Genomic DNA, 16,459 nt, shown 5'->3' on the forward strand with positions numbered 1-16,459 from the left:
TTTGTATTCGATTAAAAATTACTATATCTATTTACAAGTAAAATGTCGTGATGAATAAATAAATGTATATTTTTATCTAGTTAATTGTTTAATATAGCCTAGAGGCTTACGGGAAGCCTGCGCCTACTTTTTATAACGGCGAAGTCGACGCACCCGAACAATTTGTAATATTAAAAATGAATAAGCGTTTAGTAGGCCTTATTTATTTAAGGATTATTATGAATTGTGCCTATTGCAATAGCCCCGTTTTGTCTGGTTTAGCGTTAAAAAAATATCAAAAGTCATTTCCTGACGTTTTTTATGGAGAGTCTCTCCCCATAAATAGCTCAATCTTTTATTGTTATAATCAAAGTAAATATGAAATATCACATACGCTTTTCAAGTTAAGCCAAGTCTTTCGGGGGGAGTCTATCTCAGATATTGCGAGTGAAGTAAATGTTTGTCCTGGAAGCATCACTTTTAGCATATCGATTGGTGCAGCTAACCCTAAGAAATACTTTGACTATGTTAGCTCCGATAAATCTTTGCTGAATGTTCATCTTAACAAACTAGAAAAACCATTTTTTGAATCAGAAACAAGTTACTTTAAAGCGATTGTTAATGCTATTTATGAAGAGTTGGATGAATATGATACTCAATTAACTCAAACAGATATATTAAGAACTTGTAATTTGAATAAAGGTGAATACTACCGAATAATAGTGAATTTTCTTGGTATTGACTTGGGTAGCTTTAATCTTAACCTTGACGATCACATTGGTTTCGACTTATATCAGGCGCTTATGTCTAAACCTGAAAGAAGGGATTATGAAAATATGAAGCGAGAATTTGGTTTTAAAATAACTAATGAGTTGTAGCAGGGGAGTCTTGAGTTTGTTTTTCTAAAAAGTGAGTAATTCTCTTTTGGTGGAGGACGAATTGCTCACTTTAGGCATTAGCTGTCAGATCAAATATGAACTCGTATATTTCAACTTACTCGATAATTGGTAAGTTGTAATTACTGCCTACTGTATTTAAGCAATTACTTGCTGTTCAAATAATCTAAAACTACTTCGTGGTGGTTCTTAGTTTTGAATTTATTGAACACATGCTCAATGTTACCTTTTTCATCAACAAGGAAGCTAGTCCTGACAACGCCCATGTTTTCTTTACCCATGAACTTCTTTAATTGCCATACATGGTATTTTTCACAAACAGCATGGTCTTCATCTGCGAGTAAGGTGAAATTAAGTTCTTGCTTGTTGGTAAAGTTTGTCAGCTTTTTTGGAGTGTCTGGGCTAATGCCTAGAACAATGACATTAAGTGCGTCTAATTCAGTTTTAGAATCACGCAGGCCTTGTGCTTGCACCGTACAACCAGGTGTGCTTGCACGAGGATAAAAATAAACTAAAGCTTTTTTTCCTTTTAACTCTGATAATGTTACAGGGTTGCTGTTTTGATCTAAGAGTGTAAAGTCAGGTGCTATTTGACCAACTTCAATTGCCATAATATTTTCCTTTTGATTATTGGGTAAACAAGAGACTTAAGGTGTGCTCTTTATAATATTTTTATACGTCACTGTGGTGGCGCAGTTCAACAGGCGATGGTTCGTGCCAGTAATTTATCTAAACTTGCCTTCGATAATATTATCGGGCCTAGCAGAAACTACTTTATCCATTGCCTTTTCACGTTCTTCAAATGGTATCATATCCATTAAGCGTTGTACTATTCTGATATGTTTAGCTGCCTGAACTTGAAGAGCTTTTTGGTGATTTTTGGATAGTTTATAGTACTTATTTTTTAGCTTGTTAGCTTGGGTAGTTTTTTTCTTTTGTTCTTTAAGCTTTTCTTCCAATAAATCACTAGTTGACTCGGCTATAGGGCTTTGTTCAACAATTATGTCCAGAGACTTTTTAGCTATCATTTTCTTTATATAGTCGTAATTACGAAGTACTCCAACAGAACGGCTCGCTTCTATCTCTACAGTGTAGTTATTTATTTTTAGCCTTCCTTCTTTAGCTTTTTGCTTGTTCTCTGAAACTTCAGGCGTACCTTGGAGTAGTCTGCCTAATGCATCAATAAGTCTTTTTTCCGTTCCTTTTGTCATATTGTTTCTCCTGTAAAAGGGATAAGTAAATCTTGTACTGCTTTCGGCAAAATAATAGGTTCATAATCAAAGTCTAAATCACTCATGATGCGCTCAGCAGCAGTTATCTTAATATATGCCTCTGATGCTGTCTGAGGGGTTAGCTCATCATGTTCAATGTCCCATAACATATTAATTTCAGCTTCTTTTCTTTTTGTTTCAGCAAAAACAGCATCGACAATGAAATCATTTTTGCAATCAACACATTCCATTAGGTTAACTTGTGTTCTTAAACTGCAAGCTGTAGATGTGCAATAAACCCCAGGTGCAACAGCATGGATATGGCGCTTTTGCTCTCTAACTTGTTTGATCCAGTAGTCTAAAGAAAGCATGTCATTATTCACTTTATCTTTAAATAAATTACGGGGTTCTTTGCTCATGTTTTTCGCAAATTCTTTGCCTTTACCACCTGCAACTCGCTCTTTATTTGCAAGTTTTTTGTAAATTTTTAGATATATCTTGGCTTTTTGAAGAATTTTCTCTTCGTCATAAGCATTGGCTAAGTTTTGTTTGTGCTTTCGAAACTTCTGGAATTTACTTGCGTTTTTAGCGTAATGTCTCGTCATTGCTAGAGATACATGGCTAAATTGTTGCTTTAATTGAGGAAATGAAAGTAGTTCATATCCAACGAGGTAATAGGCAAAAGATCTGCGTAGCTGGTGCCCTGTGAAATAGTATTTTTCATCAAGGTTGAAGGCTTGTTTAGGGTCGGATATTTTTAGGTCAATAATATCTTCTTTAGTTAAATTGAGTTCTTCACTTAAAATATCATTAAACCAACCTTGAGAATGTCTGTTCAAATCTTTCTTATTAATGGCACTACAATCATCTGTAACCTTGTGAAAGAATTCTGTACTTTCTGGGTGTCGTTTTCTAAGTGGCTTATGTAATTCATTGAGTATTTCATATGCTTTCTTGCCTATTACTGTTGTTACAAACTCATCTTGTTTTGACTGAATGCCTTTCACGGTTTTTGAAAGCTCTGTATGAATTATATAAATAGTCTGTTTTGATATTACTTCTGTTGTGCAGCCTTGAGTTGTATTAAGGCTGTGTAATTCATCTGCACGCATGCCACTACGTGACATTAAACCCCATAAACACCCTCCGTTTAACTCTTTAAAAAGAGATTGGGCTTCGTTTATACCTGTTACCTTTGTATCAAGGGACGTCAGGGTTAATGTAGGGCTGAATTTATGTATGTAGTCATTCTTTAGCTCTGGAGTATAAGTGTTGAGTAAGTTAATTATTTTGCTTTTTGTTGGTGAGCTAAGATCTAAAAAAGCTTTTTGGAACGCCTCGGTACGTTTTTTAGCTAATGTATTTGTTTTACCTAAATACCAAGTGATTTTACCATTTTTTCGCTTTGAGTTATCGCTACTTAAATGTTCAGCATATTTTAGATACAGATTGTCATAATAGGTTGTAATATAATCTCCTAAATCTGCGAGCTCATCTTTTATCGGGTAAAGTTTATTAATTAGCTCTTCAGACTTTTGCAATCCAAGATAATAAATTCGTTGAGGGATTACAGTGTGTTGCTCTGGTTCTAACAATGCTAGTTTAAAACTACTGGCACTTAAACGTTCTTCAATTGCCACATGAAACGGTAAACCTTTTTCTTCAGTGAAAAGCTTATTTAACCCCTCATAAATCGAATTTTGTTTAAAACTTATGTTTGTAGAACCAGTAAGCATCAAAGTTTCTATGAACTCAAAGTTGATGCACGCAAAACTGTTGTATCCGCTTTGTATAATGTAGGGGATTATTTTTTTTATATTAGTAACTGTTTTGTAGATAGTACTAAAAGAGTGATATTGTGGTGATACCCACATCATCTTTAATGCTAGAGATTTAAGTTGGTTCCTGAGATTACGCTCGATTACTTTGCCGTTTAACGTGAAATCTAGCGTCTTTTTAGCTTTGGAGTTTGGGTCAAAAAAATCTTGTAGCGTTTTCCATGCCTCATTATCACCGACTTTACCTAGTGATTTACCTTTAATACTAAACCCAATATCAAGGAGTTCAAACTCATCCCAGTTACCACGTTCAATAGCTGGCTTTAACACATCCTGGAGGTAATTTTTATATGCGCCCACGTTTTTTTGAGCTTCTTTGATAGACTCTAGTCGAGCAAGATCAGTAAGTTTTATCATATTTAAGCCCTAAAATTGATGTATAGATACAATTGCATGATCAACAGAAACTCTTGGGTGGCGACCATTTTTCTTGAATAACTTCATAGCTTGCTCGTAAACATTAGAACTTGCCCCATTTAAGATGTACTCAAAAGCTTCTATTTTTTCGAATACTTCTTCTTTTGCATTGGGAAATTGGTTTAATGCGTCTTTTAAGACATCAATGAAAGAAATTAGCTTATAAATAGCTTGAACCTCGTCAACAGCTTTTGCTGATTTACATATGTAACATTTGTCATATTCAGTACAAGCTAAGTTTGCCCCTATAGCATTATTTGTTTCACGTTGAGTATTTTTTCCGTCAGGAATATCTTGTTTCCCGTTACAGTTTGTACCGTTTGGGTTCGTTTTAGCTTTTTTCTTTTGCCATTCATCATAAGATATCATTGGGATTTTAAATTTATTGGCGACTTGTTCTTTGGCTTCTTCAAGGGTTTGGTCTTTACCTATTTTTTCTAAAACTTGCATTCCTTGTGAGAGAATAGTTTTATTTAGATTTGAATCACCATTAGCGTAATGCTTGTTTATTGTCGCAAGAGTATTTTGAAGAGCTGCTTGAACTCGTGAGATGCTGTTATCGTCATACTCCTGTGAGCTAGTCATTTCTCTCCAACGGCTAGATTGCAGTGAAATAAAGTAATCATTTGGTGCTATCGCCCATTGTGTCATGAGGTTTGCTGATATTGGGCTGATATCGTCCCAATCCATTGGGGAACTTCCGCCACTTCCTCGTCTAAGTAGCAGTCGTTCATAATTTTTAGAAGCTTGCTTATCAGCTAACTCGTTAGCAAATTGTTCAATATCTCGGAGAATTTCAATATCAGTCGCTGGAATTATAAAGCTACCAGTATTCCCATCTCTATATTTAAATGAAATAGCTATGTCGCCGTTCTCATTTTTTTTTGAATAAGTTAGCGGAAGTAGAATGCCTTTTAAGGGTAAATCTGTATAACAGGATAAAATACAGTAACTGGCGTTAGTTGTACCTTGAGTCGCTTTAGTCTGACTGGTTGTTGAGTGGACTATTTTACTAGTCACGACTCTTCCCAATGTGTTCACAGTTGTGTTTAGGATAATAAATTGCTGGTTACGATACGTATCAAACAGTTCCTTAAACCAACGAATAACAGTTTTTCTATATGGCGATAAAAGGTTTAATTTTAAAGCTAAGTGCTTGTTCATGTCAGTAATATTAAATCTATCACTTTCTTGATTTTTACTGTTTAAAAAGAACAGTAGTTCAGAGTATTCTTCACCATTACCATAAAGCTTTGATAGTTTTTCCAGCGTTGTTATGAACTTAACCCCATCTCTTTTTTCTACATCAAAATTAACGATTGATTCATCTATATCATTTGAGAGTAGGGCATCAACTTCTTTATTAGCTCTAGCTTTAAAGCTAGATACTTTGACTGTTTTTAAGCTTTTATCTCGTTCATCGGTATGGACATCAATTGGGTGGGCGATTGTCCTAATATTGGTATCGTTTAAAGAAGTAAAGAAGCACATCAAATGATATGCTGCTCCCATAGCCATATTAAAAGCTGCCACTGACCTAACGGAAACGGTTTTTTGATCTTTAATACTCAGTTTGGTTTCTAGAGATGTTGGTATAGAAACAACTTCGGTATACCCTTCCAAGTTGACGGTTACAAGTAACTCTTCAGGCAAGGCTAAATTTTCTTCCTTGGCAGCAATTAGTTGAGGAGCCAATGCGAAAAATAAATCACTTAAACGAGTAACTAAGGTTTTTTCTTCGGTATCCGAATACCCTTTAATTGAGTTTTGCTGATCATAGAAACCTCTGTGTTGATTTCTCCATACTTCAGAGGCTAAACCGCACCATGATAGAGCTTTTCTTAGATCTGAAGCTATTACCCCGGCAGTTGACTCTTTTATCCCCAGCTCTTCACCATCTGATCTTTGCCATAGCTTTTTAGAAGGTTGATAAATTTTGATACGATGCCTTAATTCACCATCGTTTCCAACATACTTAAGGTAGCCAGCTTCTGTAAAAGGGTCTACATCTACTGCATCACAAAAGCGAATATAAGCATCTAGGTTTTTATAAAATGCTGTTACGGCTGTTGCGGACTTACCGTTGGCAACATATTGCTTAGCCATATCACAAAATTTACGAATATAAGGTATCCGGCTATCAATTTTTGTATGCCCTTTATTTTTCCTTTGGTATATTAAGTGGGAAACATCGAGTTCTCTTATTTTTTTATATTTTGTGCGCCCTGTAGGAATAGTAAAATGTATAGGCACAACATTTTTGGAGTTTCTTACATGGTTGGCTTTCTTTGAGCCTTTAGCAAGTGAGCTTTTTGCCATGTTACCAACCACCACTAATTTTGTTGTTTTTGCGTTTTGCTACACTTAATTGATTATCCCGTTTCTCCATGAAGCGAATATACTTTTCTGTGACGCTTGTGCAGTAGTGCCCCATAAGCTCGGCCAGCTCATCCATTAAATAGTTATAATCAACTCCTCGTTCTTTGTGTTCACTCCAAAGCCAATGAGTTGCATATGTTGCACGGCCGTCATGGATTCTATAGTACCAACTTGGATCTACTTCTTTAATTAGTTGTCGTAACGATGCAAAATGTTTTTCTAGAGTGTTCTCTGAGTATTGCTTGCCTTTGTTTGATATAAACAAGTAATCAGTTAAATCCGACTCTTCTCCAGACTCAATTAAATTGTTTCTTTTCTTTAGGTTTTTTCCACGCTTTATACTTTGTTTGTATTGCTCAAGCTCTTCGTAGAGGTCAATCGGAATTTCAATAATTCGAGGCTTAGCCCCTTTGGTTTTTGTTATTTTGATAGGCACAACTTCATTACCACTATAGTCCACATCACCGATTTCATGAGCTGGAAAGTGAGTGAGCTCATCAACACGAAGTCCTGCCTCAACCACTAATTTAAACATTAATGGAAAGGGCTTTGGTAAAAACTCTACATACTCATCAAATAACTTTCGGTGGTCAAAAGTCATCGGTTTTAACTTCTTATAAGCCGGTGTTGCATCTTTATTTGGAAACATCTTCATGATGTTTGATTGTTCATATACTCTCTTAGTACTTTTTTTGATGTGAGCTAGCTGGTCATGTTGATTAACGCCAGTATCAAATTCTTTTTTCTCATAGTGAGTAACAACATGCTGTTCACCTCGCTTTAAGTAGCCGAACCTTTGCATCCATTTGTAAAAACCAATAACTGTACCCATATAAGTTCTAGCTGTACTAAGAGCTAAAGCTTCATCGCCATTCGAGTTTGCATGACGACAATTTGCTGAAAGAAACTCTGCAAACTGCCAAGGAGCTCCTTCTTCTTCAATTTCTGTTAGGGTTTTATAGGATAAGGGTTCTGCGGGTATTTCGTGGCCGTCTTCATCATATTGAGAGTGCTGTGTTGAATCTAAATAACGGGTAAACATTAAGAGTGCTTTAGCAATAGTGTTTGTATCTTTAACAACAGCTTCCCCCCTCAATTTATACACAAGGTAGAGTGACTGTGGATAAACAACATTACCATCAGGTGCAATGATAATTTTTGTTCTTTTATAATTATGAAGAGGAGAAAGGTCAGTATTAAAAGTTACTTCGCCACTTTCTTTGTCAATTTGCTCTGAAAGCTTTAGCTTAGCTAAAACGTCAACGTCAATTGGAAGTAGCTGGTAATCATCGAAAAGTTCTGTATGTATTTCGTCTTGCGTATTTTCTATCACAAAACAACCCTCAATATGTTAGTCACATATTAAAGATAGTTTTATCATAAAAATTAGCCAAGGTTTTTTATCATAATTTTTTTCCAAGGGTAAATTTCTTTAACCCCCAAACACCAAATTCATCAGCTACTTTATGATCAACATCAGAAAGTAAGGTGAAGTTAAGTTGGTCACGCTCGCAAAATTTAGCTAAACGTTTAGGTTCGTCTGGAGAAATACCAAAAACAACAGTGTTTAGATTACTTAATTCACTTTTATTGTCACGTAGGGCTTGCGCTTGAACTGTACAACCAGGGGTCATCGCTTTAGGGTAAAAGTAAACCAATACCTGCTTCTTACCAATATAGTCTGCTAATGCAACCTTGTTTTCATTTTCATCTTTTAACGTAAATAATGGCGCAGTATCACCAATAGTTAAGGTGTTCATATTTATCCTTTCTTAAATAATTTTGTTTAAATAACTATACAAGCCCGTGAGTTGTTTCTTTTATACACCCTTGTACGCCAAATTGCTCGCAAAGTCGTAAAAAATCATTCTCAATATCATTAATGCTTATTTTTTGCGTTAATGCAATGGAAATACTCGCACTTATAATGCTAGTTTTGGGGTCTATTTCAGATTTCAATGAGGAAATATCGATTTTTCTTGTGGCAAAAAACGCAGTCATTGCCTTGAGTAGACCGGGTTGATCAGTACCGGTGTAATCCGCTTGATAATGTTCAACAAGGTCATAAGTTTTGTGACCAGAAGTGCGTTTCATCATTGTGATTAAATCTAGCGCATGAGCGACCATGGGAAGCCGAGTTTCAATCTTATTTATAGCACGGTTATCGCCATGCAAAAGCATTATAAACGTAAACTCTTGCCCGAATATAGCCATCCTGCTATCTAAAATATTACAGCCGCATTCACTTGCTAATTTAGTTAATTCGCTAACACAGCCTGTTCTATCAGAACCCATAGCGGTTAACACTAAATATTGAGACATTTATTTGCCTAGTCGGTGAAAAGGGAGATTATAACGTATCTAATTAATATAGCGTACCCATATAGGGAAAATAACCGTCACGAATCATAATAATAGGCTTGTGTTTGCAAAAACAGGCAAGTACCATGGTGCGCTAATAAATCGATGTGTTTTAAACTCAATATTTTTTAATGTTACAATTGAACCAATTACGCTTTAAACCATCAAATGAATACTATTATATACCCAAGTGGGATTTCTCAGGAGTTTTAATGAATCGCCAATTGTTTTATTTTTCTGTTATCAGCTTAACATTATCTGCATGTAGTAGTGTTGATAGTAAGCGGGCGCAGGGAGATTTTGATTATGCAAAAAAACAAGAGTCTAAAGAATTTGTTGTCCCTGAAAATTTGGATAAACCAACAAGAAAACAGCAATTTGCTATTACGAGTATTGTAAATACTCGAGGCCCTGTTGGTGAAGAGATGGATATCAGAGCGCCGTCTTTGGTATTGCCGCTAGCTGATTCTTCACGAACGATCCCTGAATCAGCGGATCCTATCATTTGGTTTGATAAAGTACTTGAAGATAGAAGCTTACTTACCTTTGTTAAAGATGCTCTTATTGGACAGTTAACTTCAGATGGTGTTAATTATAATACCGTTAATGTTGATCCTAAAAAGAATGATGAAGTAGGGGGCACGACTGAAATCATTGAATCGCAATGGTATCATCAAGAAGTTGAAACAGGTTGGTTGTTTAAAGAAATAGAACAATCTATCAGCATGCGCTTTCGTTATGAGTTTTACCTTAAACCACATGGCCGTAGTTTATCTTTAAAAGTTTCTTTAATTGATTATATGAAAACTGATATGCGTGGTGGTACTAAAACTATTGATCCTATTGATAAACAACGTGTTGAAATGGCGATGTTAAATGAAGTGATCGGACAAGTTGATTATAATTATCGCTTACAACAGCGAGAAAGTCGCTTAGTACGTGCGAACCAAAAACTGGTCACGATTAGTGAAAATAGAGCAGCCGAAAATGCCTATGCTGTTGAAATGAGTTTAGATAATTTATGGGATAATATGCCTATATTTTTCGAAAATCATGGTTTCACAATTACCGATTTAAATGAAAATGATAAAATTTATTATGTAGATTTTGTCAAACCAACTATGAGTCTTTGGGCTAGTATTTGGGGAGACGATCGACCTGTTATTGAACTAAATGATGCTAAGTATCAATTTGTACTTGCACCTATTGAAGACGATAGCCTAAGAACATCAGTGACTATTTATGATGCTAATGGTGAGCCTTTACCTTTATCAGTATTAGAACTGATATTTCCTGTGATGGAAAAAGGGTTATCTTTTAAAAATATTTACTAAAAATAGACTATTGCATATTAAAAAGCGCTGATGGTTCAGCGCTTTTTTTTTAAATTTAATTTTTAATTATTTTTAGTTTACGTAATATTACTTTTTAAACTGATCTTGCTTAATCGTCGGCATTTTATGCTCAGACTTATTTGTTCTTGGTAATGTTTCTTCTCGATCATTTAACGCTTTTTTACGCATTTTATGATTGGTGCTTTTATAGAAGGTACTGAAATTACCAATAAGTAAGGCAATCGTGACACCTATAATTAAAATCGCTAACCAATTTTCCATGTATTATCCTATGTATTTGTTATGCAAGATGCTATTGATAAGATCATCATAAGCTTTACTGAGTTTATTTTAGCAATGTCTCCAACAAAATAATGTTATTCAATCAATAAATTGTATTAACGTTATTGATGTAACGTTTAAAAATTACCGGTAAATGTTCAATTATAGTATCTTTGCCTGCGATATCGGTTTCTAATAATAAGTTTTGTAGTAACTCTATACTCAATATCGCTTGATATTGTTTAGCAAGTGGAGCGTAAGACAAATGCCACGGTTCTTCTGCTATACCACCTCGGAAACGATCATATGGAAAATAAAAACCATATTGTTCAGCATGCTCTACTAACCAAGATGACAGCTTAGCGAAAGGACCTGAAGCATCATACTCCCATGGCTCTAATTGTAATTTATCATCACCTAATAAATTGGGTGCATAAATATCAATATCACAGCCCCAATGATGCCTACTTCCACCTGGAAGAGCAGAAAATAGTAAGATAGCATTCATTATCTCAAATTCAGAAAGTTTATTAATATTTATTACTTTACCATCAATATCTTTAATGGCCGTTTTACCGGTAAATTTATTATTCCAAATTAACAATTGTCGTTCAAATGAGCGAAAGCCACTTGCAAGTTGTATTTCAATACCTGCTTTAGCTGCATGGTCTACTAATGCTTGGTAATCGTTTTGCATCAGTTTATGTATGCCTAATACTTTTGCATTAGCCGGTTTATCTGTATTAAGTGACGTAGCATTTTCAAAAAAATCGATATGTTGATCAGTTAAGCCAAGTGCTTGCGCTGAAAATTGACCACTTATTTTTTTATTAGTTACTCCAGGGCTCATAGCAGTCATTCAGTTTTATCTTGCAGTAATACTTGCTGTAAACAAGTATAATAAATATCACAAAGTTTTTCTAAATCCTCACATGTAACCGATTCATTGACTTGATGAATAGTTGCATTACATGGCCCTAACTCTATTACTTTTGCACCTGTTGGCGCAATAAAACGGCCATCAGAAGTCCCTCCTGATGTTGAAAGTTTTGGTGCTATACCGGTAACAGAGCTGACAGCTTGTATTACTGATGTTAGAAAATCACCTTTTTCATTACCCAGTTCGGTAATAAAAGGCTTGCCGTTAAATGTCCATTTTATATCGTAGTCTAATTGATGCTTATTGAGAATTGATTCAACTTGTTGAACAATAATTTGATCTGTTAACTCTGTACTATAACGTAAATTAAACAACGCAGTTAAATGCCCAGGGACAACATTAGTCGCACCGGTACCTGAATTAATGTTTGATATTTGAAAACTTGTGGCAGGGAAGTAATCATTTCCATTATCCCAATGATATTGACTGAGCTCTGTTAAAGCAGGCATTGCTATATGAATTGGATTGATAACATGTTCAGGGTAGGCAACATGTCCTTGTTTTCCTTTAATATCTACATCTGCCGAAATAGAGCCTCGACGACCATTCTTTATCACATCACCAACAAAATCGGTACTTGATGGTTCACCAACAATACAATAAGTTATTTTTTCATTTCGTGCTTCTAATGCATCAATAACACGAGTGGTACCATTAATAAAAGGGCCTTCTTCATCGCTCGTTATTAAGTAGGTGATAGCGCCATGATAGTGAGGGTAATCAGTAACAAATCGCTCTGTTGCCACAAGCATTGCAGCAAGACTGCCTTTCATATCTGCAGCACCTCGTCCATAGAGAACTCCATCAATAATGGTTGGCTCAAAGGGTGGTGTATGCCATAGTTCTAAATTTCCAGCGGGAACAACATCAGTATGACCTGCAAAACAGAATATAGGGTCACTTTCATTTAACGTTTTACCATCACGTCTAGACCATAAGTTAGTCGTATCTTCAAACACCATTGTTTCGTTAATAAAACCAAGCTTTGCAAGTCTATCTTTCATTAATTGCTGACAACCCGCATCTTCAGGGGTTACTGATGGGCGCGAAATTAAATCGATTGCTAGCTTGATCACATCACTAGTTTGGTCAGACATAAGGATCCTTGAAATATAAATAATTTACATAGCTATCATAGGTAATTTGCACAGGTAATTTGATATTTATTGGCAAATACTTTGGTAGAGTTCAGCTTTAAAGCCTAAGTGTAACTGTTGACTTGACTCATCAGATGACTCTATTAACAACAAAGGTCGCTTCAACAAAGTAGGTTGCGCAATAACTTGTTCAAAAGCGACTTCATCAGTGAGATTATTTTTAATATCATCACTTAAGTTGCGATAAGTCGTACTACGTTTATTCAGTAGAGTACTCCAATCATTAAGTTCAACAAATTTAGTTAATAGAGCCTCTGTCAGTGGCTGCTTTTTAAAATCGTAAAATTGATGCGCGATATTATTTGTTGTAAGCCATTTTAAAGCCTTTTTAACTGTATCGCAGTTATTGATTCCGTATAGTGTTAATTTTTTAGTCATAATAGTTACTAGTTGATTATCCTAATGTAAAATTGAATTGTAGCTGAAAAATTAATTATTCAATCACGTTGTAATCGTTTAATTTAAGTGTTTCGATTGCTGCCGAAATAGCCTCTTTTTTTACTAATATGTAGTCGGTATCAAATGTAGAAATAGCGAAAATGCTAATGCTTTCATTAGCCAGCAAAGTGGCAATGCGTGATAAAATTCCCGTTAACGAGAAATCTAATGGGCCAACAACTTCTAATGCTTGCCAATTAGTTTCAATTGCATCGCTATTAATTTTAATGTTTTCAGGTAAAACGATAGAGACTTCATTAAACGTTTTCGCAATAAAATAAATAGGTGCGGTAAAAACTTGATCGGGTATGTCACGCTCTTTAGATAAGCGATGAATAGTAAAAGATTCATTTAAGCGTTTTAAGGTTAAAGCCATTGTAAATCCATATTTTATTAAAGGCGTTATTATAACTATTTTTTAGTATGAACTCTAGCAAAGGACAAAATATTGCAGTAGTGATAACATCCACAAAACCTGTGGACATCTTTGTGTGTAATTATGTGGGTAAAGTTTAAAGTATTGATTGTAATGGGTTTAATGCTGTGTTTGTTTTTTAACACATCGTTAGTTTTCTCGATTGCGCTTCATTTGTGGATGTTATTAACGTTGAAAATGCAAGCTATAAAATAATTTTTTTAGTTTGTCATGCTAAGTTTATTTTCGAGTCACTTTTCCAGACTGTACATTAGTGCTATAGTTTAAATATGAATATATCTGTAATAGACCTCATTAAATTAGGTCAAAAATATTGTAAGCTTTGGCCTGAAAAAGCCGAATTAGCTCGGTATTTTTCTGATTATCGTGCGGTACAAAGTGCACGGTTTGTTTGTCGCTATTTCCCTGCATTGTCGTTATTTACTGTTATTATGCAGCTTTATTTTGCGTCTGGCTTTTTTAGTGGCAATGGTAATATCAATAATGCGATTAACGCATTACCCCAAGCTTTAGTGTATGGAATCTTTTTATTATCTATTCCTGTGCAAGCTTTAGTGATGTTAGGCGTTAAAGCGGATAAAATTTTACCTCCGCCTTTAGCATCTTGGTATCGGAGCGGATTAGAAAAAGCATTAACTCAAGGAAGTAATAAACACCTTAATGATTTAGCCACGTCAAACCCAAGATATATTGATTTAGCCCAATTGTTGCAGATTACTTACGCCTCTCGAAATACATAATTTTAGGTCATATAAGCGTTTTATCACTAATACTTATATTTTAATGAAAGAATAAGTATTATTTTTACTTTTTGTATAAACGTAAAATAAAGTCTGCCTGGCAAGTAAATTGATCTATTGCTTTAATTTGTGCCATTAATTCTTTTGAGGCTTTAAAGGCAAAGGGTGTCATCGCTAATAAGTTTAAGACATCTTCACTGCTGCTAAAGTGCATTGGGTATGTTAATTTCTGCTCTTCAATGAGCGTTAAATTTTCAATAGGACTCTTACTCGTGTCATGCTGGTTAGCTTGTTCATAAATAAGTTCTTTTAATTCAAATAGGTGTTTTTCAGCCGGGGTCACTGTTAAAAGGTAGCCGTTTTCACTAAGAATACGTGTAAATTCCGTTTCTAAAATTGGCGCATACACAGATACAAGCCAAGCAAAGTAATTATCACTAAAACTTAATTTAGATAATGTCCCTACACTAAAGTGGCAGGTCTTATAACGTTTAGCGGCAATTTTTATTGTTTCTTTGGCAATATCAACACCGTACACATTATTTGTACCATTTTTATGTTGATGAGTATAAAAACCTTCTCCACAACCCGCATCAAGTAAAGGCGCACTTGTATTGCCATATTGCTGATAAAGCTCAAGCATTTTATCAGCTAATGGTTGATAGAAACCTTTATCAAGAAAAGCTCTTCTGGCAACAACCATTGCTTTATTATCACCTGGCTCTTTTGAGTGTTTAAATTGCACAGGAAGCAAATTTACATAACCTTGTTTAGCCTGATCAAAACTATGTTTATTATCACAACAATAAGTTTTACCGATAAGAGATAATGGTTGCTGGCAAAGAGGGCAGAGGTATTTTTCTAATTGAGACATAGTTTACCTTTAGCATTAACGTATAATAGTTAATGCTAATATTTTATAGAAATATTTAGTGGTTAAAAGTAGACCAAATTGGTGCATGATCAGATGGCTTTTCTATACCGCGTAATTCATAATCAATATCTGATTCAATACATTGTTCACTTAAGCTTTGTGTTGCTAGTACAACGTCAATTCGTAAACCACGATTGTCATCAAAACCCCGTGAACGATAATCAAACCAAGAATATTTTTCAGTCTGTTCAGGATGAAGTTGACGGAAAGTATCAATAAAGCCCCAAGCCATTAATTTGGCTAACCATTCACGTTCTTCTAATTGAAATGAACATTTTCCTGACTTTAACCAACGCTTACGATTTATCTCACCAATACCAATATCTAAATCGAGTGGAGAGATATTGATATCACCCATCACAACAATTTTCTCATCTTTGGTGTGATGTTCATTTAAGTAAGTCATTAGATCTTGATAAAATTTACGTTTATAAGGAAATTTAGTTTCATGGTTAATATTCTCACCTTGTGGGAAATAACCATTTAAAACGGTGATCTTTTCGCCTATATCATTAGTGGTTTCTACCATGATCATTCGGCGTTGCGCTTCTTCATCATCAGTAGGAAATCCTTTTTGAACTTTTATTGCAGGTTTTTTACATAGCATTGCCACACCATAATGGGCTTTTTGTCCATGAAAATATACGTGATATCCCATGGCTTCAACCGCTTCAAGTGGGAATATCTCATCGTGAACCTTGATTTCTTGTAGGCCAATAATATCGGGTTGGTGTTTATCAATAATGGCTTGTAATTGATGAAGACGAGCGCGAAGGCCATTAATGTTAAAAGAGATAATTTTCATAAAACAGACTCAGTAAAAAATTTGTTGAATATGCTAACAGAAACTTTTTTTAAAAACCCTAATTATTACCTGATCTTACTATTTTTACTCAAAGATGTTTATTTTTTAACTTTTGTAATAGATTGTTACCGATTTAGTTTTTTTAAGCTATTGAGCTTTTTTGTATTATTGTTATAAACTGAAGGTATAAGTTATATTAAAAAATATTTTTAGAACCTTTTTTGATATACCTTATGAATGAAGTTAATAACTTGAATTACATTAAAAATAATTACAATGAATAAAACAAATAACTAATAGAAGGGAATACCA

At 34.7% G+C, this 16,459-nt stretch carries 16 protein-coding genes and 1 pseudogene; 3 read left to right on the forward strand and 14 right to left on the reverse strand.

The annotated features are described in order from the left end of the window. Nucleotides 1-218 precede the first annotated feature (218 nt). Complete coding sequence (locus tag Q4496_RS08500; protein WP_303610248.1) at nt 219-857, forward strand: hypothetical protein; 639 nt, start codon at nt 219-221, stop codon at nt 855-857. Between the two features lie 164 nt (nt 858-1,021). On the opposite strand, the gene bcp (Q4496_RS08505) is transcribed toward Q4496_RS08500, so the two are convergent. From bcp (Q4496_RS08505) to Q4496_RS08535, 7 genes and pseudogenes are all read right to left on the reverse strand, one after another. After that, a complete protein-coding gene (gene bcp / locus Q4496_RS08505; RefSeq protein ID WP_303610249.1) occupies nt 1,022-1,486 on the reverse strand; it encodes a thioredoxin-dependent thiol peroxidase in 465 nt (154 codons plus the stop codon). Between the two features lie 114 nt (nt 1,487-1,600). Then, nucleotides 1,601-2,086, reverse strand: coding sequence for a hypothetical protein (locus tag Q4496_RS08510; RefSeq protein WP_303610250.1), 486 nt, complete (start codon nt 2,084-2,086; stop codon nt 1,601-1,603). Further along, nucleotides 2,083-4,281 (reverse strand): hypothetical protein, encoded by a 2,199-nt coding sequence (locus tag Q4496_RS08515; RefSeq protein WP_303610251.1) that lies wholly within the window; start codon nt 4,279-4,281, stop codon nt 2,083-2,085. The genes Q4496_RS08510 and Q4496_RS08515 overlap by 4 nt, the downstream gene beginning before the upstream one ends. Before the next feature lie 9 nt (nt 4,282-4,290). After that, the gene (locus tag Q4496_RS08520; protein WP_303610252.1) at nt 4,291-6,660 is read right to left on the reverse strand and encodes a hypothetical protein; all 2,370 of its coding nucleotides are present in this window, start codon (nt 6,658-6,660) and stop codon (nt 4,291-4,293) included. Nucleotide 6,661: 1 nt separating this feature from the next. Then, entirely contained in the window at nt 6,662-8,053 is a 1,392-nt protein-coding gene (locus Q4496_RS08525; protein ID WP_303610253.1) for a site-specific integrase, read from the reverse strand. Nucleotides 8,054-8,122: 69 nt separating this feature from the next. Next, a pseudogene (bcp, locus tag Q4496_RS08530) lies at nt 8,123-8,480 on the reverse strand (thioredoxin-dependent thiol peroxidase); the annotation flags it as partial. A gap of 34 nt (nt 8,481-8,514) precedes the next feature. Beyond that, entirely contained in the window at nt 8,515-9,042 is a 528-nt protein-coding gene (locus tag Q4496_RS08535; protein WP_215972776.1) for a glycine cleavage system protein R, read from the reverse strand. A 251-nt stretch (nt 9,043-9,293) separates the two neighbouring features. Between Q4496_RS08535 and bamC the strand changes: the two genes are divergently transcribed. Beyond that, a complete protein-coding gene (gene bamC / locus Q4496_RS08540; RefSeq protein ID WP_215972777.1) occupies nt 9,294-10,415 on the forward strand; it encodes an outer membrane protein assembly factor BamC in 1,122 nt (373 codons plus the stop codon). A gap of 87 nt (nt 10,416-10,502) precedes the next feature. On the opposite strand, the gene Q4496_RS08545 is transcribed toward bamC, so the two are convergent. From Q4496_RS08545 to Q4496_RS08565, 5 genes are all read right to left on the reverse strand, one after another. Continuing rightward, complete coding sequence (locus Q4496_RS08545; protein WP_215972778.1) at nt 10,503-10,697, reverse strand: hypothetical protein; 195 nt, start codon at nt 10,695-10,697, stop codon at nt 10,503-10,505. A gap of 103 nt (nt 10,698-10,800) precedes the next feature. Beyond that, on the reverse strand, nt 10,801-11,556 hold the full coding sequence (locus Q4496_RS08550; RefSeq protein ID WP_303610254.1) for a M15 family metallopeptidase: 756 nt from the start codon (nt 11,554-11,556) through the stop codon (nt 10,801-10,803). After that, a complete protein-coding gene (gene dapE / locus Q4496_RS08555; protein WP_303610255.1) occupies nt 11,553-12,734 on the reverse strand; it encodes a succinyl-diaminopimelate desuccinylase in 1,182 nt (393 codons plus the stop codon). The genes Q4496_RS08550 and dapE overlap by 4 nt, the downstream gene beginning before the upstream one ends. A 66-nt stretch (nt 12,735-12,800) precedes the next feature. After that, nucleotides 12,801-13,172: a Spx/MgsR family RNA polymerase-binding regulatory protein gene (locus Q4496_RS08560; RefSeq protein WP_303602403.1), complete on the reverse strand. Its 372-nt coding sequence runs from the start codon at nt 13,170-13,172 to the stop codon at nt 12,801-12,803. 55 nt (nt 13,173-13,227) lie between these two features. Next, nucleotides 13,228-13,608 (reverse strand): ACT domain-containing protein, encoded by a 381-nt coding sequence (locus Q4496_RS08565; RefSeq protein WP_215972781.1) that lies wholly within the window; start codon nt 13,606-13,608, stop codon nt 13,228-13,230. A 329-nt stretch (nt 13,609-13,937) separates the two neighbouring features. On the opposite strand from Q4496_RS08565, the gene yfbV reads away from it, so the two are divergent. Then, nucleotides 13,938-14,408 carry a terminus macrodomain insulation protein YfbV gene (yfbV, locus tag Q4496_RS08570; protein WP_215972782.1) on the forward strand — a complete coding sequence of 157 codons (471 nt, stop codon included), beginning with the start codon at nt 13,938-13,940 and terminating at the stop codon, nt 14,406-14,408. A 64-nt stretch (nt 14,409-14,472) separates the two neighbouring features. On the opposite strand, the gene rlmA is transcribed toward yfbV, so the two are convergent. Then, nucleotides 14,473-15,282 carry a 23S rRNA (guanine(745)-N(1))-methyltransferase gene (gene rlmA, locus Q4496_RS08575; RefSeq protein WP_303610256.1) on the reverse strand — a complete coding sequence of 270 codons (810 nt, stop codon included), beginning with the start codon at nt 15,280-15,282 and terminating at the stop codon, nt 14,473-14,475. A 55-nt stretch (nt 15,283-15,337) separates the two neighbouring features. Further along, the gene (gene xthA, locus Q4496_RS08580; RefSeq protein WP_215972784.1) at nt 15,338-16,147 is read right to left on the reverse strand and encodes an exodeoxyribonuclease III; all 810 of its coding nucleotides are present in this window, start codon (nt 16,145-16,147) and stop codon (nt 15,338-15,340) included. Nucleotides 16,148-16,459: the final 312 nt, after the last annotated feature.

This window comes from Colwellia sp. 5_MG-2023 (genome assembly GCF_030547795.1).
GTDB lineage: Bacteria > Pseudomonadota > Gammaproteobacteria > Enterobacterales > Alteromonadaceae > Colwellia.